The 24,719-nt window shown below is 58.3% G+C and carries 23 protein-coding genes; 17 read left to right on the forward strand and 6 right to left on the reverse strand.

What is annotated here, in order from left to right; translation table 11 throughout:
- The first annotated feature begins 132 nt into the window (after positions 1-132).
- Complete coding sequence (locus GM79_RS16270; RefSeq protein WP_035565917.1) at positions 133-1,530, forward strand: sigma-54-dependent transcriptional regulator; 1,398 nt, start codon at positions 133-135, stop codon at positions 1,528-1,530.
- A 108-nt stretch (positions 1,531-1,638) separates the two neighbouring features.
- Complete coding sequence (locus tag GM79_RS16275; protein WP_035565919.1) at positions 1,639-2,940, forward strand: sensor histidine kinase; 1,302 nt, start codon at positions 1,639-1,641, stop codon at positions 2,938-2,940.
- 144 nt (positions 2,941-3,084) lie between these two features.
- Here GM79_RS16275 and GM79_RS16280 read toward each other — a convergent pair whose 3' ends face one another.
- The 3 genes from GM79_RS16280 to GM79_RS16290 form a co-directional block, all read right to left on the reverse strand.
- Positions 3,085-3,795, reverse strand: coding sequence for an SAM-dependent methyltransferase (locus tag GM79_RS16280; protein WP_035565921.1), 711 nt, complete (start codon positions 3,793-3,795; stop codon positions 3,085-3,087).
- A 75-nt stretch (positions 3,796-3,870) separates the two neighbouring features.
- Positions 3,871-4,653, reverse strand: coding sequence for an alpha/beta fold hydrolase (locus GM79_RS16285; RefSeq protein WP_035565922.1), 783 nt, complete (start codon positions 4,651-4,653; stop codon positions 3,871-3,873).
- A gap of 115 nt (positions 4,654-4,768) precedes the next feature.
- Positions 4,769-5,680, reverse strand: coding sequence for an NmrA family NAD(P)-binding protein (locus GM79_RS16290; RefSeq protein WP_035565923.1), 912 nt, complete (start codon positions 5,678-5,680; stop codon positions 4,769-4,771).
- 142 nt (positions 5,681-5,822) lie between these two features.
- Between GM79_RS16290 and GM79_RS16295 the strand changes: the two genes are divergently transcribed.
- From GM79_RS16295 to arfB, 3 genes are all read left to right on the forward strand, one after another.
- Positions 5,823-6,194: a winged helix-turn-helix transcriptional regulator gene (locus GM79_RS16295; protein ID WP_081867827.1), complete on the forward strand. Its 372-nt coding sequence runs from the start codon at positions 5,823-5,825 to the stop codon at positions 6,192-6,194.
- 161 nt (positions 6,195-6,355) lie between these two features.
- On the forward strand, positions 6,356-7,306 hold the full coding sequence (locus GM79_RS16300; RefSeq protein WP_035565924.1) for a 3-oxoacyl-ACP synthase III family protein: 951 nt from the start codon (positions 6,356-6,358) through the stop codon (positions 7,304-7,306).
- A gap of 100 nt (positions 7,307-7,406) precedes the next feature.
- Complete coding sequence (arfB, locus tag GM79_RS16305; RefSeq protein ID WP_035565926.1) at positions 7,407-7,811, forward strand: alternative ribosome rescue aminoacyl-tRNA hydrolase ArfB; 405 nt, start codon at positions 7,407-7,409, stop codon at positions 7,809-7,811.
- A 102-nt stretch (positions 7,812-7,913) separates the two neighbouring features.
- Here arfB and mgtE read toward each other — a convergent pair whose 3' ends face one another.
- Positions 7,914-9,293 carry a magnesium transporter gene (mgtE, locus tag GM79_RS16310; RefSeq protein WP_035565927.1) on the reverse strand — a complete coding sequence of 460 codons (1,380 nt, stop codon included), beginning with the start codon at positions 9,291-9,293 and terminating at the stop codon, positions 7,914-7,916.
- Between the two features lie 171 nt (positions 9,294-9,464).
- Between mgtE and GM79_RS16315 the strand changes: the two genes are divergently transcribed.
- Positions 9,465-10,271, forward strand: coding sequence for a cyanophycinase (locus GM79_RS16315; RefSeq protein WP_152560037.1), 807 nt, complete (start codon positions 9,465-9,467; stop codon positions 10,269-10,271).
- Between the two features lie 290 nt (positions 10,272-10,561).
- Entirely contained in the window at positions 10,562-11,617 is a 1,056-nt protein-coding gene (locus GM79_RS16320; RefSeq protein WP_152560038.1) for a toxin-antitoxin system YwqK family antitoxin, read from the forward strand.
- A 7-nt stretch (positions 11,618-11,624) separates the two neighbouring features.
- Here the strand turns inward: GM79_RS16320 and GM79_RS16325 are convergent, their stop codons facing one another.
- Positions 11,625-11,984 carry a YraN family protein gene (locus tag GM79_RS16325; protein ID WP_035565928.1) on the reverse strand — a complete coding sequence of 120 codons (360 nt, stop codon included), beginning with the start codon at positions 11,982-11,984 and terminating at the stop codon, positions 11,625-11,627.
- 197 nt (positions 11,985-12,181) lie between these two features.
- Here GM79_RS16325 and lipB point away from each other — a divergent pair, with 197 nt between their 5' ends.
- The 10 genes from lipB (at position 12,182) to gldN (ending at position 22,628) form a co-directional block, all read left to right on the forward strand.
- The gene (lipB, locus tag GM79_RS16330; RefSeq protein WP_035565929.1) at positions 12,182-12,961 is read left to right on the forward strand and encodes a lipoyl(octanoyl) transferase LipB; all 780 of its coding nucleotides are present in this window, start codon (positions 12,182-12,184) and stop codon (positions 12,959-12,961) included.
- 53 nt (positions 12,962-13,014) lie between these two features.
- A complete protein-coding gene (locus GM79_RS16335) occupies positions 13,015-13,431 on the forward strand; it encodes a hypothetical protein (RefSeq protein WP_035565930.1) in 417 nt (138 codons plus the stop codon).
- A gap of 59 nt (positions 13,432-13,490) precedes the next feature.
- Entirely contained in the window at positions 13,491-14,576 is a 1,086-nt protein-coding gene (locus GM79_RS16340) for an MraY family glycosyltransferase (RefSeq protein ID WP_051718982.1), read from the forward strand.
- A gap of 17 nt (positions 14,577-14,593) precedes the next feature.
- The gene (locus GM79_RS16345; RefSeq protein ID WP_035565931.1) at positions 14,594-15,784 is read left to right on the forward strand and encodes a DUF4271 domain-containing protein; all 1,191 of its coding nucleotides are present in this window, start codon (positions 14,594-14,596) and stop codon (positions 15,782-15,784) included.
- Between the two features lie 77 nt (positions 15,785-15,861).
- Entirely contained in the window at positions 15,862-16,650 is a 789-nt protein-coding gene (locus GM79_RS16350) for a uroporphyrinogen-III synthase (RefSeq protein WP_035565932.1), read from the forward strand.
- 182 nt (positions 16,651-16,832) lie between these two features.
- Complete coding sequence (locus GM79_RS16355; protein WP_035565935.1) at positions 16,833-17,828, forward strand: PorP/SprF family type IX secretion system membrane protein; 996 nt, start codon at positions 16,833-16,835, stop codon at positions 17,826-17,828.
- A 248-nt stretch (positions 17,829-18,076) separates the two neighbouring features.
- Positions 18,077-19,096 carry an SUMF1/EgtB/PvdO family nonheme iron enzyme gene (locus tag GM79_RS16360; protein WP_035565937.1) on the forward strand — a complete coding sequence of 340 codons (1,020 nt, stop codon included), beginning with the start codon at positions 18,077-18,079 and terminating at the stop codon, positions 19,094-19,096.
- Between the two features lie 116 nt (positions 19,097-19,212).
- Positions 19,213-19,983 carry a gliding motility protein GldL gene (gene gldL / locus GM79_RS16365; RefSeq protein ID WP_200875620.1) on the forward strand — a complete coding sequence of 257 codons (771 nt, stop codon included), beginning with the start codon at positions 19,213-19,215 and terminating at the stop codon, positions 19,981-19,983.
- Between the two features lie 51 nt (positions 19,984-20,034).
- Entirely contained in the window at positions 20,035-21,612 is a 1,578-nt protein-coding gene (gene gldM, locus GM79_RS16370) for a gliding motility protein GldM (RefSeq protein WP_035565942.1), read from the forward strand.
- Between the two features lie 59 nt (positions 21,613-21,671).
- On the forward strand, positions 21,672-22,628 hold the full coding sequence (gldN, locus tag GM79_RS16375; protein WP_035565945.1) for a gliding motility protein GldN: 957 nt from the start codon (positions 21,672-21,674) through the stop codon (positions 22,626-22,628).
- Positions 22,629-22,732: 104 nt separating this feature from the next.
- Here gldN and uvrC read toward each other — a convergent pair whose 3' ends face one another.
- Complete coding sequence (uvrC, locus tag GM79_RS16380; RefSeq protein ID WP_051718984.1) at positions 22,733-24,574, reverse strand: excinuclease ABC subunit UvrC; 1,842 nt, start codon at positions 24,572-24,574, stop codon at positions 22,733-22,735.
- Positions 24,575-24,719: the final 145 nt, after the last annotated feature.

Genomic DNA, 24,719 nt, shown 5'->3' on the forward strand with positions numbered 1-24,719 from the left:
CAACGAAGCGAGCGAGATGCTTCGGCTGCGCTCAGCATGACCGTTCTTGATTGATTCAAACAGTTCAAACTGTCAGCCATCTTTGAAGCTAACGGCTATCAGCTAATAGCTATCAGCAAAAAAAACTGCCTCATGTTCCTAATCGTCGACGACGACCTCGCCGTTCGGACTTCCCTCAAGCTGCTGCTGAAGCAAGCTGGCTACGAGGCGCAGGCCGTAGCCACCGCCGCCGAAACGCTGGCTGTGGTGCGTGAAACGCCGCCCCGGCTGGTGCTCATGGATATGAATTTTTCGCTGGCTACCACCGGCGCCGACGGGCTGGCCCTGCTGCGTGAAGTGAAGCTGCTGGCACCCGATATGCCCGTGATTCTCATCACCGGCTGGGGCTCCATCGGCCTGGCTGTGGAGGGCATGAAAGCCGGCGCGGCCGAGTTCGTGACCAAGCCCTGGGACAACGAGGCGCTGCTGCAAACCATCCGCACGGTACTGGCCCTGAACACCAGCCTGACTGCCAGCGAAACCGAACTGCCGGCAACTGGAAGCGCTGCTGCCAGCCGCCGCCAGCTCGACAAGCAGTACCGCCTGGCTGGCATCATCGGGCACGACCCGCAGCTGCTGCACGTGCTGCGCCACGTAGGCCAGGTAGCTCCTACAGATGCCTCAGTGCTGATTGAAGGGGAAAGCGGCACCGGTAAGGAGCTCATTGCCGAAGCTATTCACCACAACAGCCACCGCCGCCAGCAGCCTTTTGTGAAGGTGAACCTAGGTGGTATTTCGGCCTCGCTGTTTGAAAGCGAGATGTTTGGCCACCGGCGCGGAGCTTTTACCGATGCCAAGACTGACCGGGTGGGCCGCTTCGAGCTGGCCAACGGCGGCACAATCTTCCTCGATGAAATCGGGGAATTGGAATTGGCTTCGCAGGTGAAATTGCTGCGCGTGCTGCAAGACCGCACCTACGAAGTGTTGGGCGACAGCAAGCCCCGCCGCCTCGATATCCGCGTCATCGCCGCCACCAACCGCAACCTGGCCGAGATGGTAGCCCAGGGCCAGTTCCGCGAAGACCTGTTCTACCGCATCAACCTGATTACGGTGCGCCTGCCCGCCCTGCGCGAGCGGCCGGCCGACGTGCCGCTGCTCACCCAGCACTTCGTGGACCAGCTGCGCGCCACCTACCACCGTCCGGCCCTGCGCGTGAGCACCCGCGCCCTGCACTGGCTCCGCGAACAGCCGTTGCCCGGCAACATCCGCGAGCTCAAAAACCTGGTGGAGCGCGCCGTGCTCGTGAGCGGCAAAGAAGAGCTGGGCCCCGAAGATTTCCAGGCCAATGCTCAGCAGCTCACCGCCCGCGCACCCGCGCCCGGCGAGCTGCCCGCGCCCGGCACCATGACCCTGGACGAACTGGAAGCCCACATGATTCGGCAGGCCCTGACCCACTACGACGGCAACATCAGCCGCGTAGCCAAAGCCCTGGGCCTGAGCCGCGGCGCGCTCTACCGAAGGCTGGAAAAGCACGCCATTCCATTCGAGTAGGAACGCGCCTTGGCGCGTTCAATCGTTGAACGTGCCATATTGGGTTCCGCGACTGAACGCAGCGCGCCAGATTCAACGATTGAACGCGCCAAGGCGCATTCCTACAGCATGACGCTTCGTACTCAATTTCTGCTTTTTGTAGTCATCATTCACGCCGTGCTTATTGCGCTGGCGGCGCAGCTGCGCCTGACTAATCCAACGCTGTTTGTGGGGACCGAGGTGCTGCTGCTGGTAAGTGTTTACCTCACCGTGCGGCTCTACCAGGGCTTCGTGCGGCCGTTTGAATTGATTGCGGCGGGCACGGCCGCTATCGAGGCCAAGGACTTCTCGATGAAGTTTGTGCCCGTGGGCCAGCGCGAGATGGACCAGCTCATTCACGTTTATAATCAGATGATTGACGCGCTGCGGCAGGAGCGGGTGAGCCAGCACGAGAAGAGCTTCCTGCTCGAACGCCTCATTCAGGCCTCGCCGGCGGGCATTCTCATTCTGAATTTTGATGGGCGCATTGAAGGCGTGAACGCGGCGGCGGAGGTATTCCTGAATCAGCCGGCCGCAGCCCTGCTGGGCCAGCTGCCGGCGGAGCTGCCCGGCGCCTGGGGCCCCGCCCTGGCCGGCCTCGCCGACAACCAGCCCCAGGCCCTGCGCCTGTCGGGGTTGCAAACGTTCCGGGCCCACGCCGCCCATTTCCTTGACCGGGGCTTTGTGCGCCGCTTTATCCTGCTGGAAGAGCTGACGCAGGAGCTGATTCAGCAGGAAAAAGAGGCGTATGGCAAGCTGATTCGCATGATTTCCCACGAAATCAACAACTCCATCGGGGCCATCAACTCCATTCTGCACAGCTTCCACCACTACGCCCCCCAACTCCACGCCGCCGACCAGCCCGATTTCACGCAGGCCCTGGACGTGAGCATTACGCGCAATACGCAGCTGGCCAACTTCATTGCCAACTTTGCGCACCTGGTTCGGCTGCCGCCGCCCGCGCCCCGGCCCACCGACTTGCACGCCCTGTTGCGTGGCATCATCCGGCTGCTGCAGCCCCAAAGCGAGGAGCGCCGCATTGCCTGGCACCTGGAGCTTCCCGCGCGCCCGCTCGTGCTCAGCTTCGATGCCCAACAGCTGGAACAGGCCCTGCTCAATATCACCAAAAACGCCCTGGAAGCCATCGGGCACGATGGCAACGTATGGGTGCGTACCACGGCCCAGCCGCCCGCCGTGTTCATCGAAAACGACGGTCCCCAACTCTCGCCGGAAGTTAGCCAACGCCTCTTTACGCCCTTTTTCAGCACCAAGCGCGATGGCCAGGGCATTGGCCTGACGCTGGTTCGGGATATTCTCATGGCCCACGGCTTCGCTTTTCAGCTGCAATCGCAGGAAAACGGCCGTACCGTTTTCAGCATCCGCTTCGGGTGAGGCGTAGGGGTGAGAATAACCGTACTAAGCAACGAGCCACAAGCATTAAGCCGCAAGCTTCTTTCGTAATGGCAAGGCTTCAGGCCCAACGCATTGAATGTAAAGAGAAAAGCTAACAGCTAATGGCTAAAAGCTATTGGCTTATCAAGTTCCAATCACGAATACTGTGGGAATCTTGTGCAGCTCGGGTGCCGGCAGGCGGCGCCAGTCACTCACCGGCAGGGTTTTGATGAACTCGCCCGCGCCGGTCACGTCTGCCGCCACGCACAGGCGGGTGCCGGGCTGCAGCTGCGCCACCAAATCGGCGAACAAAGCTCCGTTGCGGTAGGGCGTCTCAATAAACAGCTGCGACTGCTGCCGCTGCTGCCCTTCGCGCTCCAGCGTTTTGATGGCCGCGATGCGCGGCGCTTTTTCGATGGGCAGGTAGCCGTGGAAGGCAAATTGCTGCCCGTTCAGGCCCGACGCCATCAGGGCCAGCAATAGCGACGACGGGCCCACCAGCGGCACCACGCGCAGGCCCAGGCGGTGGGCTTCGCGCACCAGCGCCGCGCCGGGGTCGGCAATGCCGGGGCAGCCAGCCTCGCTGAGGATGCCACCGTCGATGCCTTCCTTCACCAGCGGCACCAGGGCGGCGCGTACCTCGGCATCGGTGCTGTCTTTGTCGATGACGGTGAACCGAATATCTTCAATGATGCGGGCGGAGGCCACACTTTTCACGAAGCGTCGGGCCGTGCGGGCGTTTTCTGCCAGGAAGTAGGGGAGGGCGGCCACGGCGGCCAGCAGCTGCGGCGGCAGCACTTGCGGGGCGGTGTCCTCAGCGAGGGGCGTGGGCAGGAGGTATAGGGTGGCGGGCATAGGGCAGCGGGGAGTTGAGCGCGCAAAGGAACGGCCCGGCCGCTTGGTACCTCATTCTGGCTCGTGCTTACTGCCTTACTGCCGCACGAACGCCTGCACCAGCTGGAAAACCTCCTCCGGCTTCTCGGCGTGCAGCCAGTGGCCGGCATCCACCACGGTTTCTACCTGCGAGTTGGGGAAGAGGGCCGGGATGCCGTGGAGCTTGTCGTCGGTGGTGATATAGTTTGACTTGCCACCGCGCACGAACAGCGCGGGCTTCAGAAACGGCTGCCCAACGGTGGCCTCGCCCACGCCGGGTAGCTGCGCGGCCAGCACTTCCAGGTTGATGCGCCAGGCAAACGTGTTGTCTTCTTGCCGGTACAGGTTTTTCAGCAGAAACTGGCGGGTGCCCAGATTGGGCACGTACTTGGCCAGCGCGGCATCGGCATCCTGCCGGTTGGTGCAGGTAGTGAAATCGACCGATTGCAGGCCGGCCAGAATATCGTCCTGGTGCTCCATGTCGGAAAAGCGCGGGGCAATGTCGACTACGATAAGCTGGGCCAGACGGTCGGGGTAGTCGAGGGCGAAACGCATGGCCACTTTGCCGCCCATGCTGTGGCCCAGCAGCGTAACGTCGTCACCGAGCTGCAGGTGGTCGAACAGGGCCAGCACGTCCTGGGCCATCAGTTCATAGCTGTGCTCCGGGCTGTGAAACGAGCGGCCGTGGTTGCGCAAATCCGCGCTGATGACGCGCAGGCCGGCTTCGGTGGCCCAGCGCCGCGCCAGCGTCTGCCAGTTATCAAGCGTGCCAAACAGGCCGTGGAGGATAACCAGGGGCCGGCCCTGGCCCTGGTCGAGGTAATGAAGGAGAGAGGACATGGGGCAAAAATAGCAGCCAATCGTTCCGGTCGGGCCGGAACGATTGGCTGCTATTCCTGTTTCGGGCGCGCACATCGGCCATCGCCACGGCGCGCAGGCCGAGTCAGGCCGTTATTTATGCCGCGGCCGTAGCGCCCCGGAACGCTGGCGCGAATACCTCTTGGGCAAACTCCTCCAGGGTGGTGGGCGTGGTGCTGGCGTCGGTGCGCGCCTCGTGCACCATCAGTTTCTCTTCGTTCAGGCTACGGGTCATTTCAATGTAGAGGCTGGCCATGTCCTCGCTCAGGCCGGCACCCGTCATGCCTTTGTGGGCGTCGTCGTAGGAGAAAGGCACGTAGGGCAGCTCCGGCCGGCCAATGGCTTGGGCGATGGCAGCCGTGGCCTGCTGCTGCGAGTAGTTGCGCGGGCCCAATAGGTTGTGCACCGAGCGGCCGGCCAGTGGCTCGCCATTGAGCAGCTGGGCGGCGTAGGTCGCGATGTCCTTGGTGGCAATCATCGGCAGCGACAGCTCGGGGCGCATGGCCCCGCCCGTGATGCCCATGTGCTGAATCATGCCCACGTTGCTGAGCAGGTTTTCCATGAAATAAGCGGGTCGGAGGTGGGCCACCGCGAAGCCGGCTATGGCATTCAGGCGGGCTTCCTGGTAGTGCACGCCCAGAATGGGGCCGGTGCCGGCCGACAGGTCGGCGCCGTTGCTGCTCAGGTTCACGGCCTGCTTCAGGCCGGACTCGCGCACGGCCTGAACTGTGGCTTCGCCGATTTGCGCGTAGTAGGCCAGCACATCGGACGCGGCCATGTTGGGCGGCACCATCAGAAAGGCGGCATCGGCCCCGCGCAGGGCGCTGGTAAGGAAGGCGGCGTCGTGCAGGTCGCCGGCGTGAGTGGCGGCGCCGGCCTGAGTCAGGGCGTCGAGGCGGGCGCTGGGGCGGGCCACGGCGGTTACGTGGTGGCCCTGCCTGAGCAGGTGATGAACCAAGGCGGTGCCGATGTTGCCGGTGGCGCCGACGACGGTGATTTTCTTGGACATGGGAACAAAAATGATGAGCCGGGGCGGGGTTGCTCCTGGTTTTACAAAGGAAGTCGGCTAACTTCGCATTTCGCAAGTACCTACTAAAAAGTAGGGTGCCTACTTAAAATATAGTAGTACTGAAAATCAACCGGATAATTTTATGAGTAAACTGACTAAGCAGCAAAACGCCGAAGCCCACTGGGCGGACATTCCGGCCGGGCATGGCGTGGTGTGCCCCGTTCGTACGACCCTCAATGTGCTGGGCGGCAAGTGGAAGCTGCTCATCCTGTCCTACCTGCTCGACGGGCCCCGCCGCTACGGCGAGCTGCGCCGCCTCATGCCCGAAATCACCGAGAAAATGCTCATTCAGGAGCTGCGCGACCTGGAAACCGATGGCATCGTGGCCCGCACCGTGCACCAGACCGTGCCGCCCCGCGTCGACTACAGCCTTACCACGCAAGGCCAGCTCGTGCGGCCCTTTTTTGCGGAGCTGCTGGGCTGGGGCATTCAGTACCTGGGCCGCAGTCGGTAGGGGTTAATGGTGAACACTCCGTACTATTCATCATTAACCGTTAACTGTTGATGCCGTGTAAAATTCGGGCATATTAGCGGCTATTCAGGCTGCCGGATGCCCGGTGCCGTACCTTTGCCAGACTGCCAAGCGCGCAATAGATTCCCACCCAACACCAACCTGTGTACCTTCATCATGTGGCTGCCTACCTCCCGGAGGCAGTCGTAACCAATGCCCACTTCACCCGCCTCAACGGCCTGGCCAGCGAGTGGATAATAGAGCGAACCGGCATTCAGGAGCGTCGTAAGGCGGCGCCCGGCGAAAATGCTAACACCATGGCCATTGCGGCCACCCGCGCCGTGCTGGCCGCTGCCCCGGCCTTTGCCCAGGAGTCGATTGATTTGGTGGTGGTGGGTACTTATACCCCGCACGACACCATTTTTACGGCCGCGCACGCCGTGCAGCGCTACCTCGGCATCAACGAAATCCCCACCGTTAGCATCTCCTCGGCCTGTTCGTCGCTGCTGAACGCCGTCGAAATCGTGGAAGGCTACTTTGCCATGGGCAAAGCCACCCGCGCCATTGTGGTAGTGACGGAGCACAACACCGCCTACAACAACGAGGAGGACACCATGGCCGGCCACCTGTGGGGCGACGGCGCCGCGGCCCTGCTCATTTCCAAGGAGCGCATCAGCCCCGAGGACATGCGCATTGCCGAGGTTATCACCGGCGGGGCCGCGCCCGTGAGCAAGGCCGACGAGTCGGTGACGCTCAAGCCAGTAGAAAAGGGGATTGTGATGCCTTTCGGCCGCGACGTGTTCCAGCAAGCCTGCCTTTACATGGCTAAAGTGACGCAAACCCTGCTCGACAAGCACGAAATAGCCATGGCCGACCTGACCTACCTCATTCCGCACCAGGCCAACCTGCGTATCTCCAAAAACGTGGTGAAGCAGCTGGGCCTCGACCCCAGCCGGGCCGTGAACAACATCGACCGCCTCGGCAACACCGGCTGCGCCGGCGCTGCCATCGGCCTCTCGGAAGTCTGGGACACGCTTAAGGGCGGTGACAAGGTGATTATTACCGTGTTCGGCGGCGGGTATTCCTACGGCGCCATGCTGCTGGAAAAGAATTGAAAATTAAAAATGAAGAATTAAAAATTGAGTGCCGCAGATTTCTGGGAGAAACCTATCAGCCATTTTTAATTCCTCATTTTTTAATTTTTAATTTAACCCAATGCTTCCGCCCGCCGCCGCCTTTCTGCCCGAAATCACTTTCCAGACCAGCCGGGCCAGCGGACCGGGCGGGCAGAACGTGAACAAGGTGGAGTCGCGCGTGGAGCTGCGCTGGCACCTGCTGGATTCGCAGGTGCTCACGGAGCCGCAGAAGCTGCTGATTCTGGAGAAGCTCACGAACCAGCTCACCACCGAGGGCCTCCTGCTCCTGGCTGCCCAGGACGACCGCAGCCAGTTCCGTAACAAGGAAATTGTGCTGGCCCGTTTCCACGCCCTGCTGCTCAAGAGCCTGCGGCGCCCCAAGCCCCGCAAGGCCACCAAACCCAGCAAAAGCGCCGTGCGCAAACGCCTGGAAGGCAAGAAAAAAGACGGTGAGAAGAAAGCTAATCGCCGCCGGGTAGAGTAGGGCGGCTGGTAACGCTGGCAGCAGACGAATCGGCCTGACGAAATACGCTGTAGCCCTCTACAACCCACACAAATCGCCCCATTTTGCCTTTAAATAAAAAGGCTACAACAGCGTGCCGCTCAGAAACAAAAGCGCAAACGCGAAGTAGATAACCACTCCCGTCACGTCGACCAGCGTGGCCACGAAGGGAGCGGAGGACGTGGCCGGGTCGGCGCCGAGGCGCTTGAGCAGCAGCGGCAGCATGGAGCCGCACAGCGAGCCCCACAGCACAATGCCCACCAGCGACGCCCCCACCGTGAGGCCCACGCCCCAGTAGTAGGCCCCGTACTCGCCCGGAAACAGCTTCGACCACAGCAGAATGCGCGCCAGGCCCACCACGCCCAGAATGGCCCCCAGCATGAAGCCTGTGGCCAGCTCGCGGCGCATCACGCGCCACCACTCGCCCAGGCTCAGCTCGCCCAGACTCATGGCCCGAATGATTAGCGACGTGGCCTGCGAACCAGCATTGCCGCCCGCGCTGATGATGAGCGGAATAAAGAGCGTGAGTACCGCCGCTTTGGCAATCTCCTCCTCAAAGGACTTGAGGGCCGTGGCCGTAAACATTTCCCCAATCAGCAGAATAACCAGCCAGCCCGCGCGCTTTTTCAGCATGCTCAGCAGGGGCGTGGCCAGGTAGGGCTCGTCAAGGGCTTCGGAGCCGCCCAGCTTCTGCATGTCCTCGGTGTCTTCCTGCTCCCGAATGCTCAGGATGTCGTCGATGGTGACAATGCCGAGCAGAATGCCCTGGTCTGATACCACCGGCAGGGCGTTGCGGTCGTTGCGCCGGAACACGTCGATGGCCTCCTCCTGGTCCTGCACGGCGGTGAGCTGCACAAAGCGGCGGTCCATGAGGTCGCGCACCCGAATGGTGGGCGCCGAGAGCAGGAACTCCCGAATGCGGATGTCGTCGATGAGCACGCCGTGGGCATCGGTGACGTAGAGCATGCTCAGCGTTTCGGACTGCCCGCCGTGCTGGCGCACGTAGTCCAGCACCTGTTGCACCGTCCACGTCTCGCGAATGGCGATGTAGTCGGGCGTCATGAGGCGGCCCACCGAGTCTTCGGGGTAGCCCAGCAGCTGCAGGGTCACTTTGCGCTCTTCTTCGGAGAGGCTTTGCACCAGCTCGGCCACGAAGTTGGCGGGCAGGAATTCGAGCAGGGTGGTCCGGTCGTCCGGCGACATCTCGTTGAGGATGTCGGCCATCTTATCCTGGGCCAAATTATCCAGAAAATGCCGCTGAATCTCCAGGTCCAGGTACTCAAACACCTCGGTGGCCAGCTTCAGGGGCAGCAGCCGGAAGATGATGAGCTGCTCCCGTTCTTCTTCCTCCTCAATGAGCGTGACCAGCTCCGAGGGTTGGAACTCGCGGAGCACCTGCTTCAGCTTGAAAAATTCGCCCTCCTGAATCAGGGACGTGATGGTTTCCACGGTCTGCGGCTGCATGTAAGGAGGAGGGAGGGTGCTTCGCTAGGCAAGCAGGATTGAGAGGAGGGAGGGCGGCCCCACAAAAGTAGGCCGAAAGCGCAGCTTCAGGTCAAAAATAACCGTTAGGCAGAAGCTGGCGACGCTATTATTACCTCGAAACCCCCATCTTGCCGCCTCAATCCCTTGCTGATGCTGTTTCCTTCTTCTGTTGTTGCGCCGCAGGGCACGCTCGTGCTATTTGGCGGCGGCGACGACGACCCCATGCTGGCCCTGCTGGCCGGCCTGATACCCGGCCAGTCGGCCATTATTGAAGTGCTCACCACGGCTACCCGCCGCCAGCCAGCCCGCACTGCTGCCGCCTACGCGCACTCCTGGCACCAGCTCGATTGCCCCCACGTGCGCCACCTGCGCGTGGACGAAACCCACCCGCCCGACGACCCCGCCACGCTGGCCCGGCTGCGTAAGGCCACGCTCGTTTTCCTGAGCGGCGGCGACCAGGAGCGCCTCACCGACTTCCTGCTCAATACCGAGTTTCTGACCATTCTAAAGGATAAATACCAGCACGAGGCCGGCTTCGTGCTGGCCGGCACCAGCGCTGGTGCCTCGGCCATTGCCGAGTTCATGCTGGTGTATGGCCACGGCTGGCGCAGCCTCAAAAGCGGCCACATCGCGGTGAAGCCGGGCCTGGGCCTGCTGCCCGGCGTGGTGCTCGACCAGCACTTTGCCGAGCGCGGGCGCTACCCTCGCCTCCTGCACGCGGTGCTGGCCCAGCCCGAGCTGCTGGGCGTGGGCCTGAGCGAGGAAACCGGTATTATCATCCGGCCCGGCCAGCCCATGCAGGTTTTTGGCGATGAAGTAGTGGTAGTCGTGGACGCCTCCGAAGTCACGCATAACAACCTGCCCGGCCTGCCCGACGGCCAGATGATTAGCGGCCACGGCCTGCGCCTGCACCTGCTCGTAGCCGGCCAACAGTTACAGTTGAGAGTGCCTGAGTAGCAGAGTAGCTGAGTGGCGAAGTGACTTCTCAATCAGGACTTACGCAACCGCCTTTCTAACGAGCTTTCTCGCAGAGGTCCGCAGAGGTAAAACGCGGAGGTTCGCAGATTTGGCTATCTGACCTCGGAGAACCTCCGCGTTTTACCTCTGCGGACCTCTGCGAGAAATACCGTGCGTAAGCCCTGTTAATGTAAACTCGCCTCACTCAGTTACTCCGCTACGCAGTCACTCCTGGGGCACCAAACCGGCCTACCTTTGCGTTGATGCCGCGAAATCAATCTGTGCGATTCATGCGTATTTTCCGTTTGGGGCTGCGGCCGCTACGTTTTCTGTCTTTGATACTCGTGCTGGGCACGCTGCTGCCGTGGGCTTGTACCCGCAAGGCTGTTTCCTTCAACAGCAGCCCCGAACAGTCTGTGGCGCTGGCGTCCGGGGCCGATACGCTGACCCAAACCAGCGACACGCTCGATGGCCAGCCGTCGCTCAGCACCGCCCGCAAAGTGGTGCTGACCAAGGAGCAGGACCGCGCCGCCAAAGAGGCCGAAAAGGAAGCCCAGCGCAAGCCCAAAAAGAAAAAGAAGGTTTTCCTGGGTGAGAAAATCAAGCGGGCCTACACCAAATCGGGGCCCAAAGGCCGGAGCCAGATTATCGAGGTATTCTACTTCCTCAAGTTCCCGATGCCGCTCAATGACTACGCCCCGGCGCACTATTACTACGATACCAAAAAGCGCCGCATCCTGAAGCTGGCCGCCGCCGAAGAAGACGAGCCCACGCTCAGAATCCTGCACGGCCCTTACAAAAAGCTACAAAATAACCAGGTTATCGAAACTGGTTACTACGCGCTGGGAACCCGGCACCTGCGCTGGGAGCGGTTCGACCGCAACGGGGTTCTCCTGACCAAGGTGCACTACGAAATGGGTTTTCCGCGCGATGCCAACGTGAGCTACTACGGCCAGGACCGCGCCAAAATCAACGAAGTAGTGCCCTACGTGAACGGCAAGCTGGAAGGCGACTACGCCAAGTTTCTGGACAATGGCCAGCCCGACTGGCGCGGCCAGTTCGAGAACGGTCGGCGCGTGGGCGTCTGGACCAAATACTGGGGCTTCCGCGGCCGCCGCCACTACGAGTACCAGTACGCCGAATCTGGCTACGACCCGGAAATAGCCGAGCCGGAGCTTATCCGGGAGTACAACCGCAATTTCGTGGTCATCTACGACAAGGAAAAGAACATCGACAAACGCGGTGAGCCCGATGCCGTAGACCGGCCCGGTGCCACCCGCCGCCCCGGCTACACGCCGCGCCCGGCCCGCCGCGCGCCTAGCAAAGTGGCTCCTAAAAAGCGCTAGCCCAGGCTCAATAAAAAGCGTCCTCGAAGTGCTCGATGAGGAAGCCGCTGCTAAGCAGCGTCAGGGCCACGATGTCGAAGCGGATGTCGCCGCGCCAGTCCAGCTCTTCCTGCAGGTGCGTGGCGGCCAGTCGGAATAACTCCTTTTTGCGGGCCGATACGAACGTTTCGGGCGGGCCGTACTGGCCGGAAGAGCGGGTTTTGACCTCCACGAACACCAGCAATACCGTGCCCAACTGCAGCACTAGGTCTACTTCGGCCCGGCCGTGGCGGTAGCCGCGGGCCAGCACCTGGTACCCCTGGGCGAGGAAAAATTCGGCGGCTGCCGTTTCGCCGGCTTGGCCTAACTCGTGGGGCGCATGGGCCATTTCAGCATTCGAGGAGAGCCACTGATGCGGCCAGTGAGGAACCAGCCGCAAGCTAGCCGCTGGCGCGCAGATGTCCGGGCCGGTTATTGAGCCGCCATTAGGGAGGGGGTGCCAATGCCTACTACGCTTAGTATCTTTGTGTCCCGTTTCACTATTCCTAATTCATGGCTGCTTCCGTCGGACAGTTACCGTCTCCAATGCGCGCCGCCGATGAGGTGCAGGAATCCAGCAGTCGGCCCAACCGCTCGTTGCAGGTGCAGCGCCTGGGCCTGGTAGATTACGTGGCCACCTGGGACCGTCAGGAAGCACTGATGGCAGCCACCATCGCCATCAAAACCCAAAACCGGCAGGCAGAAACCACCGGCGCCGCACCAGCCCCGACGCCCAACCACCTGCTGCTCTGCGAACACCCGCACACCTACACGCTGGGCAAAAGCGGCAAGCCCGAACACCTGCTGCTCGATGAGGCGGCGTTGGCAGCGCACGGGGCCAGCTTCCACCGCATCAACCGGGGCGGCGACATCACCTACCACGGCCCCGGCCAGCTGGTGGGCTACCCCATCCTGGACCTCGACAACTTCCGGCCCGATATTCACTGGTACCTGCGCACGTTGGAGGAAGCCGTTATCCGCACCCTGGCGGAGTACGGCCTCCGCGCCGGGCGCATTGCCGGCCTCACCGGCGTATGGCTCGATTGGGAAGAAGGCGCGCCCAACCCGCGCAAAATCTGCGCTCTCGGCGTGAAATGCAGCCGTTGGGTAACGCTGCACGGATTCGCGCTCAACGTGAATCCGGACCTCGCCTATTTCGGCCACATCGTGCCCTGCGGCATTACCGACAAGGCCGTGACTTCTCTGGCACAAGAGTTGGGAACTGCCACACCCGTCACCGTGGCCGAAGTGCAGGAGCGGCTGCTGCCCCACCTGGCCGAGCTGCTGGGCGCCGATTTATCTGCTTCCGATTTTTCAAAAGCGTAGCCGACTGCCGGCTCTCGGCACGGTTACCGCAAGCGAGTTAAAATACTGATTTTGTGAAACAAGACATTCTTTTCGAGCCAGTAGCGGGCGTTTCCGTCGCCATCGTCCCCGACGATGAAGCCCTGACCCCCGATGGACAGCCCATTTGGCAAGTCTACTTGCTGAACCACAATGCTTTTCCCCTGCAAAATGTCATCGTGAATGCCAACGGCTACGGCCAGCGCGAAGATGGGGAACCGGTGCGTACGTCCACGCTACGCTACCTTTTTGAGGAAGTGCAGCCCCATACGGCCGTCCCCATCGAGCCCATCGAAGCCGCCTTGTTTCACCTTAATAATCAGTATTGGGTGAGTTATTACGTTGGTCCTCAGATTTTTGATAAGAAATTTATTTTTGTGCCGGATTCCATCGTGGCCGGCAATTGCACGCCCATTGCTTTGCTCGACCGGGCTGGGGTATTGCACGGCTAGCCGGCGGTCAGCACCACAATCAATCAGATACTATTAATTTAGAACATAAAAATCACTCTATGAATAACCTCGATATTCCTTTGGGCCTGTCCTGGATGTGGGCACTTCTCGTGTCGCTCTTTGCCGTGCCTTCTATCATCTACATTGCCCACCTCAAAAACATGCTCGACACGCCCAATGGGCGCACCGTGCACATGTCGCTCACGCCGCGGCTGGGCGGCGTGGCGGTGTTTGCGGGCTTTATGTCGGCCCTCACCATCTTTGCCCCGCTCGAAAACGGCGCCAAAGAGCTGCTGGCAGGCTGCATCATCCTCTTCTTCGTCGGGCTGAAAGATGATTTGGTGGGCATGTCGGTATCGAAAAAGTTCGTGGGCCAACTGCTGGCAACCGGCATTGTGATGATAATGGCCGATGTCCGCATCACCAGCTTTCAGGGGATTCTGGGTGTGCATAGCTTGCCGGTAGGCATCAGCTACGCCTTCACCCTGGGCGTCATCGTGGGCATCACCAACGCCATCAACCTTATCGATGGCCTCGATGGCCTGGCGGGTACTATCGTATTGATTATCTGCAGCACTTTCGGCTATTATTTCTATGCCTACGGTGGTTCCGGCTACGGCAACTACGCCTACGTGTCCGTCTGCCTGATTGGGGGCTTGCTGGGTTTTTTGCGGTATAATTTCCATCGCGCATCCATCTTCATGGGCGACACGGGCTCCCTGGTTTGCGGCTTTATCGTGTCCGTGCTGGCCATTCAGTTCATTGAGATGGGCCTGCGGGTGGGCGAGCCGTTTGGCTCCTCCGCGCCGTCGGTAGCCGTCGGAATTTTGTTTGTGCCGTTGTTTGATACGCTGCGGGTTTTTTCGCTGCGGATGCTGGCTGGCCGCTCGCCCTTTTCCCCAGACAAAAACCACATTCACCACCGCATTCTGGCCATGGGCTTTCAGCAAATCAGCACCGTGCTCCTGCTGGGCTTGCTCAATATCCTGGTCATTCTGTTCGTGATTCGGTTTGCCGCGCTTGGCAACACGGTGCTTATCGCCGCGTTGGCTGGGTTCTCCGCCTTGCTAAGCATCTTCTTTGGCGTTTACCAAAGTCGCATTTCCCGTCGCCAGCTGCTGGCCGCCGAAACCCCGGTAAGCTAGCCACCACTTCCGTCCACATGGCAGTTCCGGGCTCCTTGCGCACCTTTTGCCTGTTTCTCGGCAGCCTCTTGCTTGCGCTAGCGACGGCCCGGAGTCCGGCGCGGGCCAGCGAGTACCGCCAGCTGCCTCCTGCCGCGCCCACGGCCCTCACCGCCGAGTGGCTCATTCACGATGCCGTCCGCAACCGGCTTATTCTGTACCTGCCGGGCTACCACCAGCCTGCCCATGCTTACTACCAGTGGGTGCAGGTCGAGCGGAACCAGCCATTTCCGCTGTCCTTCGCCGCCCAGCCGGGCCTGAGCTTGTTTTTGGACAACCAGCTGATTTTTACGGCCCGTGCCGCCGCCACGTATGCAGTTGACATCGCGCAGCTATTGCCGGCGCAGCTAGCACCCGGCCGGCACCTGCTGGCCGTTTGGCAGCCGGAAGGCAACCCGGCCCTGGCCTCTTTCCTGGGCGTGAGCAGCCGCGGCCTCGTCGATGGCCAGGCGAAAGCGCGGGTAGGAGAAGCACAGCCCCGGTTACCCAGCCCCCAGGGCCAGAACGTTTACCTGGGCTTCTTGCTGGTAATAGGCCTCTCGTATGGGGCGGTACGTTCCACCTATCAGCTAGGCATGGCTCGTATTTTTCAGGTTGAGGAGCTATTTGGGAACGGCAGCAACCAACAGGCCTTTCTAAGCAAACCGGCATTCACCCTGCTTAATCTGCTCTTGGTGGGGCTGTTCTCCTTGTCGTTTGGTTTGCTGCTCACTGCCATCCACACCGACCTGCAGAACCTGCCTTTATTGCGGCGTTTCTTCAATGTGCCCGAAACCGCGATTGCGGTGCGGGTGCTGCTCTACACCGTCATTATAGCTGTCTTTGTTTTTGGCAAGTACTTGTACATAGGGGTTTTGGGCTACATTTTTGGCCTGCAATCACTTGTGAATATGCAATACCGGGAATTTCTGCGAACTACGCTGCTGGCCGGTTTGGCGCTGCCCTTGGTGCTGTTGCTTTACCTCAGCCTGAATAGCAGCTATCCGCAACCCGTGGCTTGGGCGGCCAGCGCCGCCATTGGAATCGTCCTTGTCGGTACTGTACTGCGCGTTGGCCACACCCTTCACCGCCATGCCTCCCTGCTGAATCTGCATTTGTTTGCCTACCTTTGTGCAACTGAAGTACTGCCCTTATTGGTTTTGCTTAAGGTTGTTGTTTTTACTTACTGACAAGCTTTCGCCTCATACTTCGCATTAGCTCATCTTGCTTCTCCTTATTGTTCTAATACTACCCTTTCAACTCCTGTATGGCCGAGAGTGCAGATAAGCCGGGCACAGGCCGGCATGCCAAGCGCATTACGAGTATCCTGGTTACCCAGCCCACGCCCACCAACGACGTATCTCCCTACTTCGCAATTGCCGAAAAATATGGCATTAAGGTAGATTTTCGGGAGTTTATCGAAGTGCAGCCGGTGTCCTACAAGGACTTTCGGCGCGAAAAGATAAATATATTGGACTTTACAGCGGTTATTTTTACCAGCCGCAATGCCGTTGACCATTTCTTTCGCATCTGTCAGGAAGCAAAGCTGGAAATGCCCGCCGAGATGAAGTATTTCTGCATCTCGGAGCAGACTGCGAACTATTTGCAGAAGTACATCGTGTTGCGTAAGCGTAAGCTATTTGTGGGCGAACGCACGGCAGCGGATTTGTTCGATGTCATCAAAAAGCACAAAGGCGAAACGTTTTTGTATCCTTGCTCCGATATCCGCAAAGACGACTTACCGGTATTCATGCGGGCCAACAACCTGAAATTCTCCGAGGCAGTCATCTACCACACCGTGGCCAGCGACCTATCCGACCTTTCAGATGTCAAGTACGACTGCATTGCCTTTTTCAGTCCGTCGGGCATCAGCTCGCTCTTCATCAATTTTCCCGATTTTGTGCAGGAGGGCACGCGTATGGCGGCTTTCGGTCCCACCACGGCCAAAGCTGTTATTGATGCCGGCCTAATTCTTGACATCGAAGCTCCTCATCCCAATGCCCCGTCGATGACCGGCGCCATTGAAGCCTACATCCGGCAGCATTCCCAAAGCTAAACAGGCAAGGCGAGTCCCAAAAACGCCAGTTCCAGTGGCCGGTATGCCCGAATAACCAGACTGCGGCGCAAGCCACTCGGGAACCGTTTCTTTAAAGAATGTTTTTGGCTTACATTTGGTAGCTGTTCTCCCTCGGTACTACCTTTCCGTCTCTTCTTTTTCTACTCGTCTATCCCTACACTATGAAAGTAACGTTTTTCGCGACGCTGCTGCTCTCTGTTGTAGCGGGTACCGCTTTTGCGCAGCAACAGCCGCAGTTCACCCAATACGGGACGAACGGGATGCATCTCAACCCGGCTTACGCCGGCGTCAAAGGTTACGGAGAAGTCAACATGATTCTGCGTTACCAGTACTTGAACTACGGGACATATGGCGACGCCAACGGTTCGCCCCGCACCGGGCTCATCACCGGGTCGTTGCCGGTGCTGGCTACCAACGGCGGCGTGGGGCTGGCCGTGTATTATGACCAGGCCGGTATGGCCAAAATGACCAATGCAGCCCTTTCGTACTCGCAACACGTCAAGTTGGGTTCCGGAACGCTGGGTATCGGTCTGCAAGGCCTTTATACTTATTTGGGAAAAGGTACTTACATCGCCATCGACGAAGACGACATCAACGTGCCCAAAAATGCTTCCGACAGCAAGTTTGACATGGGTGCCGGGCTTTGGTACGAAGCCCCTAAATTCTATGCTGGCCTGAGCGTGAACAACCTGCTCCGTTCCGAATACACTTTCAAGAGTGGCGGCACCGAAGGTACCCCTAGCCAGTACCTGGCTGAAAATCACGCGTATTTAACGGCTGGGTACAATATAGACGCGTCATCCAACGTTGTCGTGACACCTACCGTGCTGGTAAAAGCGGTGTTGCCAGGCAAGTTCTCCAGTAGTAGCAAATTTAATGACGCGAAGAACTACTCCTTAGAAGGCGGCATCCGGGGCACGCTTGATGACAAGTACTGGGCGGGCGTCAATTACCGACACGAAGAATCAGTATCAGCGCTGCTTGGGCTAAGTTTTGGAAGTGATAACGCGATACGATTTGGATATGCCTTCGATTTTATAGCTTTTAACCAGGATGCCCGAGCATTTAGCTCACACGAAATTATGCTATCTTATCGACTGCCGAAACCGAGTTTGATTACTCGCCCGGCTATCCGAACGCCACGCTACAGCTTCTAATTCTCCTATTTTATCATTCCGCTATAAAGACGCGGGTTTTTATCGTAAGTTAGGATAAATTCCAGTCTGCCACTTTACTTTCAAAACGGATTAACCGAGTTATTCACGCCATTCAGCGTGTTTGTTGCTCATTTCGTCGCCTGCGAGGAAAGGCAGGTATTGTACCTCATCCTAAAAAAGTGTAGATTTGTCAACCCATTCAACTGTACTTTAGCAGTATTGGCAATTAAAACAGAAATTAACCTCTCATGAACAAGCTTCTAGCAATATCCCTCTTCGCTATCTCCGGAGCATTATTGGGTGGGTGCGGATTTGGCAAGGGTCCTCAGGGTGAGCTAATTGGCTCTGATGACCGTCCAATCTTCAACCCTCAGGAGGTGCCTTTTGGCATGGCTCCTTGTCCGGGTGGTACCTTTCATATGGGCCAGACTGACCAGGATATCTCTGCTTCGATGGTCAATATGAACAAGCAGGTGACTATCGCCGGCTTTTACATGGACGAAACCGAAATCACCAACAACGAATATCGCCAGTTCATGGATGCCATCAAGTTGGACTCCCTGGATGTGTTGGGGGAAGAGTATGTGATGACGGAACTGTACCCGGATACCACCGTTTGGGTGCGGGACTTTACCTATCACATGGGCGACCCGTTGTTAGAATATTATTATACACACCCCGCATTCGACGAGTATCCAGTTGTTGGCGTGGATTGGTTCGCTGCCAAATACTTCTGCAACTGGCGCACCAAGTTCCGAAACGTAGCACGCGAAGAAGCCGGTTACGCCAACGACCCCAACTTCCGTTTGCCTTCCGAAGCTGAGTGGGAATATGCCGCTCGCGGTGGTCGTGACTTGGCCACTTACCCTTGGGGTGGGCCATACTTGCGTAATAGCAAGGGCTGCATGCTCGCTAACTTCAAGCCTGGCCGTGGTGATTATGCTTCCGATGGCTATGCCTACACTTCGGAAGTTGGTTCTTTCTTCCCTAACGATTTTGGCCTTTATGACATGGCTGGCAACGTTTCGGAGTGGTGCGATGATGCTTACATGGAAGCTTCGGTGCCGGTAGTTTGGGATTTGAACCCCACCAATCCAGATGATAACGAGCCTCGTAAAGTGGTTCGGGGCGGTTCGTGGAAGGACATTGCTTACTTCCTCGAAACGGGCACCCGCAATTTTGAATACCAAGACTCGGCTCGTTCCTACATTGGCTTCCGGTGCTCCATGATTCAAATTGGAATGGGCAGCAACAGCTCCCTTAACTAAATACTATTTATTGGCTTCGGCTACTGTTGAATTACCCTCCCTGCAACACCTTCTTCAATCCCTTTCAAAGTTAAATTCTCATGGCAGCTAAAGGAAGTTTTCTCTATGATGTACTGATGCCCAAAATTTATGGTATCGGTGCCGCCGTTGTAATCATTGGCGCATTGTTCAAAATCGAGCACTGGAAAGGGGCCGATGAAATGCTGATTGTGGGCCTGGGCACCGAGGCGGTTATCTTCTTCCTGAGTGCGTTCCAGCCCCAGTCGAAAGAGCACGACTGGTCTTTGGTTTACCCCGAGCTGAACGAAGGCTATGACCCTTCGACCGGCAATAACTCGTTGGAGAGCAGCAATGGCAAGGGGCTGACCATGAAGCTGGACGACATGCTAAAGAATGCTAACGTTACGCCCGAAGCCCTCACCAACCTGGGCCAGGGCCTGAACCGTCTCAGCGCTACTACCTCACAGCTGTCGCAGCTGGGCGAGGCTACCAACGTGACCGACGAGTACACCAAGAAAGTGCGCACGGCCGCCGACTCGCTCGATAAAATCAACGTTGCTTACGGCAATACGGTAGAAGCCATTTCGGCTATGTCGAACGCTACTTCCGATGCCAAGGAGTACCACATGCAGGTGCAGAACGTGACCAAAAACTTGGGCGCGCTGAATGCAGTGTATGAAATGGAACTGCAGGACGCCAATACGCACCTCAAGTCCATGAACCAGTTCTACGGTACGCTCAGCCAGGCCATGAATAACATGACCCAGGCCGGCAAAGACACCGAGCAGTTCCAGCAGCAGGTGGCTGACCTGACGGGCAACCTCACGTCGCTCAACCGGGTGTACGGCAACATGCTGAACGCCATGCGGGCCCCGGCCCAGGGCTAGTTGCTAAGCAGCACAGCGCAGTTCTCCATCCAACTTTAGCGGAAACAGATAATGGCAGGCGGAAAAGAAACCCCGCGGCAGAAGATGATTGGCATGATGTACCTCGTGCTAACGGCTCTTCTGGCGCTTCAAGTGAACTCAGCGATTCTGCTGAAGTTTAAATTCATTGACGACAGCTTGCTGAGTGTCAACGACAAGACCTCAGTAGCGGCCGATGGTACCGTAAAAGGCATTCAGGCAGCAGTGGTGAAAAATCAGAACCAGGCCCGTGATAAGGCAGTTCTGGCCCAAAGCGAAGAAATTCGTCAGAAGACCAAAGACCTGATTTCTTACCTGCGTGGAGTGCGCCAGGACCTGTTGAAAGCTACGGAAAACACCGCTACTGATTTGAAAAACATGAGTGGTGAGGACAAAGTAGCCATCACTATGTTGGGCGGGAAAAAGAACGGTATTGCTTATACCACCATGCAGCCCAAACTGAATGAGTACGCGGCTTACATGAAGCAGTTCGTGGCCGATGCTACTCCTTTGGCGCTTGATGGTAAGCAAGACCCCCGTGTAACCAAAGACCAGCGGGGCAAGAACTTTGCTGAGCTTAACTTCGAGAATACGCCGGTAGTGGCCGCTTTGGCTACCATTTCGCAAAAGGAGACCGAAATTCTGAAACTGGAAGCCGAGGCGCTCCAGAAACAGGCTGAGAAAGTGGGTGCCAGAACCATCGTGTTCGATAAAATCGGGGCTTTCGCCAGCGCCGAGTCGAACACGGTAGCAGCCGGCACCAAGTACAAAGCTGAGCTGTTCCTGACGGCATCGGCCAGCAGCATCAGCCCGCGCATGACCCTGAACGGTGGTCCACTGTCGGTTGGTCCTGATGGCAAGGGCAAAGTTGAGTTTACTGCTCGCCCCGGCGCATTTGATGCTTCCGGTAATGCGAAAGCCTCGTGGACCGGTACCATCAAATTCAATCAGAACGGCCGCGATACTACGTTTACGGTGAAGGTACCTTATACCATCACCAAGCCTGTAATGCAGATTCAGTCGGCTTCGGTGCAGGCGCTGTATTTCAAGTGCGGCAACAAGCTGAGCGTATCGGTTCCGGCCCTTGGCGCGCAGTACAAGCCTAGCTTCTCCGCTTCCGGTGCTTCGGTGATTGCCGGTAGCAAAGTCGGTGACGTGACGCTGGTGCCTAACTCGAAAGAAGTAACCCTGAACGTGAGTAGCTCCGGCAACGCCATCGGTTCGCAAACCTTCCAGGTGCGTCCAATTCCCAAGCCTACCATTGAATGCTATGTGGGTGGCCGTCCAGTGAACGAGAAGCAGGGTACCCCTGGTACCGCCGTGCGCTCGATGACTCTGCGCGCAATTCCGGATGCTGGTTTCGCCACCTTCCTGCCCGACGATGCCAAGTTCCGCGTGTCGAGCTATGAAGTGACGTTGGTCCGGGGCCGTCGCCCCGCGTTGCCTCCGCGCACCATCAATGGTCCTGAGGCCAACCTGAGCGATATCGTGAATGCTTACCGCGAAGGTGACCGCATCTACATCGAAGTGAAAGGTGTGCAGCGCCTGAACTTTCAGGGTAATGTGGAGTCGGTGAACGTATCCAAGCAGTTCAACGTGCCCCTGTTGTAATAATATCGGCTTTTGCCACGTTAGCGAACTATCTTAAAGTAAATCTGCTTTTGCCCGTTATGAAATCCATCCACACTTTGGCCGCCATCGCGGCGGGCTTATCGCTGTCGCTCACTGCTTCGGCCCAGGAGCAAGCCACTACGGCGAGCAGCACCGGTTCACACCGGCCAATTCCGCCTTCCGACCAAATGTTTCGTAAGAGCATCTGGCGTCAGGTTGACCTGCGCGAAAAGCAGAACAAGCCAATGTTCTCTGAGGGCAAGGAAATTACCCGCGTTATATTAGAAGCGGTTAAGCGCGGGGAGTTGCAGGCATACAAAAACGACTCGCTAACGTCCACTTTCAATTCGGAGGAAGTAACTGGCAATGCGTCGTTTGCTGACCAAAAGGAGGAATTATCGGCAGATGAACGTGCTGCTGGCTTAACAAGGAATGATGATTGGGGAGCCCCAGCACCGCGCGCGGGAGCTAGGGCTAGTACCGTTCGTCGTCCAAGGCTTGATGCCAATGGTCGACAAATGAGAGATAGGAGGGGACAAGTGATTATGGAAACAGTTGCTGTTGCTCCGCCTCCCCCTCCTGCTCCGGCCCTAAATATGTATCGTTACAAGGACTTGTATGAGATGGAAATAAAGGAGGATATGATTTTCGACAAGAAACGGTCGAGAATGTATCACGACATCAAATCCATTACCCTGATGGTTCCTTCGACGCTGCCTTCGAATGTATCGGGTATTGAAAAGTCAATAGGCACTTTCAAGTACAGCGACCTCGTAAGAGTGTTCCGCGCCAACCCGGAGAATGCCATCTGGTTCAATCCTGAGAACGATGCGCAGCACAAGAATCTGGCTGATGCCTTCGAATTGTGGTTGTTCAACTCCTACATCACCAAAGTATCAAACGCGGGCGATAGCCGGTTGGACGACATCTACGGTGGTGCACAGCAAGGCATCTTGGCCGCTCAGCAGACTGCGGCTGACTTGATTGAGTACGAATACAACCTGTGGTCCTTCTAGAATCACGGATTTAACCAGATTTTCTGGATTACACGGATTTTGTAGTCGAAACCGGAATAATGAAGAAGGCCACCGCAGTAGTGCGGTGGCCTTCTTGGTTTTGGCTAAGTCTGGCTGGGGAGTTGGCGCGGCGGCATGGGGTGGGAGGGGGGCGCGTTCTGGGCAAAGTGGTTTTGCAGAATGCGGGCTTTGGCCTTGCCCACTTCGGCGATTAGCTCGACCTCAGTCAGCTCCCGGATTTTTTTGACGGACTTAAACTTATTCAGGAGCTTGTCGGCGGTGACGGGGCCGAGGCCTTTGACATCGGTGAGCTCGGTTTTGAGCGTGCCGGCGTCGCGGCGGGAGCGGTGGAAGGTGATACCGAAGCGGTGCACTTCGTCGCGCATGCGTTGGAAGAGGCGTAGCGACTCGCTGCGTTTGTCGATGTAGATGGGCAGCGGGTCGTTGGGTACGTAGATTTCCTCGAGGCGCTTGGCGATGCCGATGACCGGAATCTGGCCCCACAGGTTGAGGTCTTTCAGGGCCTTGACGGCCATGCTGAGCTGGCCCTTGCCACCGTCGACGATGACGAGCTGGGGAAGGCTGGCGCCTTCGTCCACCAGGCGGCGGTAGCGGCGCGATACGACTTCGTACATGGAATCGAAGTCGTTGGGGCCGATGACGGTTTTGATGTGGTAATGGCGGTAGTCCTTCTTGCTGGGCCGGGCGTTGCGGAAGCATACCATCGCCGCCACCGGGTTGTCGCCCTGGAAGTTGGAGTTGTCGAAGCACTCGATATGCTTGGGCAGCTCGGTTAGGCGCAGGTCCTTTTTAATGGTTTCCATGATGCGCACTTCGTTGCTGTCCTTGCTCTTCTCGTTCATGCTTTCCTTCTCCTTGCGGGCGTAGAGCACGTTTTTGATGGCCAGCTCCAGCAGCTTGCGCTTGTCGCCGATTTGGGGCACGGTGAGGGTGGTGCCGGGCAGGGGCAGCGCGATGGCCACATTGGTCAGGATTTCCTTGGACTCGCTTTCGAATTCCTGGCGTAGCTGCATAATGAGCGGGGCCAGGATTTCAGCATCCTCCTCATCAAGCTTTTTCGTCACTTCCAGACTTTGGGTGAGGATAATGCTGCCGTTCATCACCTTGAGGTAGGTGATGAAGCCCGATTTCTCGTTGCTGGCGATGGCAAACACGTCGATGTTGGTGAGCGTGTCGCTCACAATGGTGCTTTTGGCCTGGAAGGCTTCGAGCTTGTCGAGCTTGACTTTGAACTGGTGCGCTACCTCGTACTGCATTTCCTGGGCGGCGGCGCTCATCCGCTCGCGGAAGTACTGCTTGGGAATGCGCAGGTCGCCGTTCAGGATGTTGCGAATCTGCTGGATGTAGCCGTTGTAAGTGGCCTCTTCCTCCCGAGCCACGCAGGGGGCGTTGCAGTTGCCGATTTGCAGCTCGATGCAGGGCTTGAACTTGCCGGCTTCCACATTGGCCTCGCTGAGCTTGTAGTTGCAGGTGCGCAACGGGTACAGCGCCCTGATTAGCTCCAGGAGCACGTTCAGGGCCGTGCCGTTGGCGTAGGGGCCGTAGTAGCGCGAGCCGTCGTTAATCTTGTTGCGGGTGGGAATGAGGCGCGGAAACCGCTCATTCGTGATGCAGATAAAGGGGTAGGTTTTGCCGTCCTTCAGCAGGATGTTGTACTTGGGCTGGTGCTGCTTGATGAGGTTGTTCTCAAGCAGAAAGGCATCCGATTCACTATCGACAATGGTAAATTCCAGGCGCTTGATGTTGCGGACCAGCGTTTGGGTTTTCTTGTTGTGGTCGTTTTTGGTGAAGTAGCTGCTCACGCGCTTGCGCAGGTCGATGGCCTTGCCCACGTAAATGATGCCTTCGTCGTCGAAATACTTGTACACGCCCGGCTTGTGGGGCAGGGCATTGATGAGGGCTTGCAGTTCGGGGTTGGCTGCCATAAATCGCTGATTACCGCTGATTGAATTGATTACGTTGATTCGGGGGGCGCGTTGGAAAACGAGGATGCCGGCCCCGTCGCCCGCCACGCTGGCCCCGTCGCCCTCCACGCGGCGGCGGGCGCCCTTCACGCCGCGGCGGGCGCCC

Source organism: Hymenobacter sp. IS2118 (assembly GCF_000715495.1).
GTDB lineage: Bacteria > Bacteroidota > Bacteroidia > Cytophagales > Hymenobacteraceae > Hymenobacter.

Coding starts and splice junctions, on each gene's coding strand:
- GM79_RS16290 (WP_035565923.1), bottom strand. CDS start 5,680: ATGTCCAAGAAAATCACCGTCGTCGGCGCCACCGGCAACATCGGCACC.
- GM79_RS16360 (WP_035565937.1), top strand. CDS start 18,077: ATGAACAAGCTTCTAGCAATATCCCTCTTCGCTATCTCCGGAGCATTA.
- GM79_RS16270 (WP_035565917.1), top strand. CDS start 133: ATGTTCCTAATCGTCGACGACGACCTCGCCGTTCGGACTTCCCTCAAG.
- GM79_RS16345 (WP_035565931.1), top strand. CDS start 14,594: ATGGCAGTTCCGGGCTCCTTGCGCACCTTTTGCCTGTTTCTCGGCAGC.
- gldN (WP_035565945.1), top strand. CDS start 21,672: ATGAAATCCATCCACACTTTGGCCGCCATCGCGGCGGGCTTATCGCTG.
- GM79_RS16325 (WP_035565928.1), bottom strand. CDS start 11,984: ATGGCCCATGCGCCCCACGAGTTAGGCCAAGCCGGCGAAACGGCAGCC.
- gldM (WP_035565942.1), top strand. CDS start 20,035: ATGGCAGGCGGAAAAGAAACCCCGCGGCAGAAGATGATTGGCATGATG.
- arfB (WP_035565926.1), top strand. CDS start 7,407: ATGCTTCCGCCCGCCGCCGCCTTTCTGCCCGAAATCACTTTCCAGACC.
- GM79_RS16280 (WP_035565921.1), bottom strand. CDS start 3,795: ATGCCCGCCACCCTATACCTCCTGCCCACGCCCCTCGCTGAGGACACC.
- uvrC (WP_051718984.1), bottom strand. CDS start 24,574: ATGGCAGCCAACCCCGAACTGCAAGCCCTCATCAATGCCCTGCCCCAC.
- gldL (WP_200875620.1), top strand. CDS start 19,213: ATGCCCAAAATTTATGGTATCGGTGCCGCCGTTGTAATCATTGGCGCA.
- GM79_RS16285 (WP_035565922.1), bottom strand. CDS start 4,653: ATGTCCTCTCTCCTTCATTACCTCGACCAGGGCCAGGGCCGGCCCCTG.
- GM79_RS16315 (WP_152560037.1), top strand. CDS start 9,465: ATGCTGTTTCCTTCTTCTGTTGTTGCGCCGCAGGGCACGCTCGTGCTA.
- GM79_RS16350 (WP_035565932.1), top strand. CDS start 15,862: ATGGCCGAGAGTGCAGATAAGCCGGGCACAGGCCGGCATGCCAAGCGC.
- GM79_RS16295 (WP_081867827.1), top strand. CDS start 5,823: ATGAGTAAACTGACTAAGCAGCAAAACGCCGAAGCCCACTGGGCGGAC.
- GM79_RS16355 (WP_035565935.1), top strand. CDS start 16,833: ATGAAAGTAACGTTTTTCGCGACGCTGCTGCTCTCTGTTGTAGCGGGT.
- GM79_RS16275 (WP_035565919.1), top strand. CDS start 1,639: ATGACGCTTCGTACTCAATTTCTGCTTTTTGTAGTCATCATTCACGCC.
- lipB (WP_035565929.1), top strand. CDS start 12,182: ATGCGCGCCGCCGATGAGGTGCAGGAATCCAGCAGTCGGCCCAACCGC.
- GM79_RS16340 (WP_051718982.1), top strand. CDS start 13,491: ATGAATAACCTCGATATTCCTTTGGGCCTGTCCTGGATGTGGGCACTT.
- GM79_RS16320 (WP_152560038.1), top strand. CDS start 10,562: ATGCGTATTTTCCGTTTGGGGCTGCGGCCGCTACGTTTTCTGTCTTTG.
- mgtE (WP_035565927.1), bottom strand. CDS start 9,293: ATGCAGCCGCAGACCGTGGAAACCATCACGTCCCTGATTCAGGAGGGC.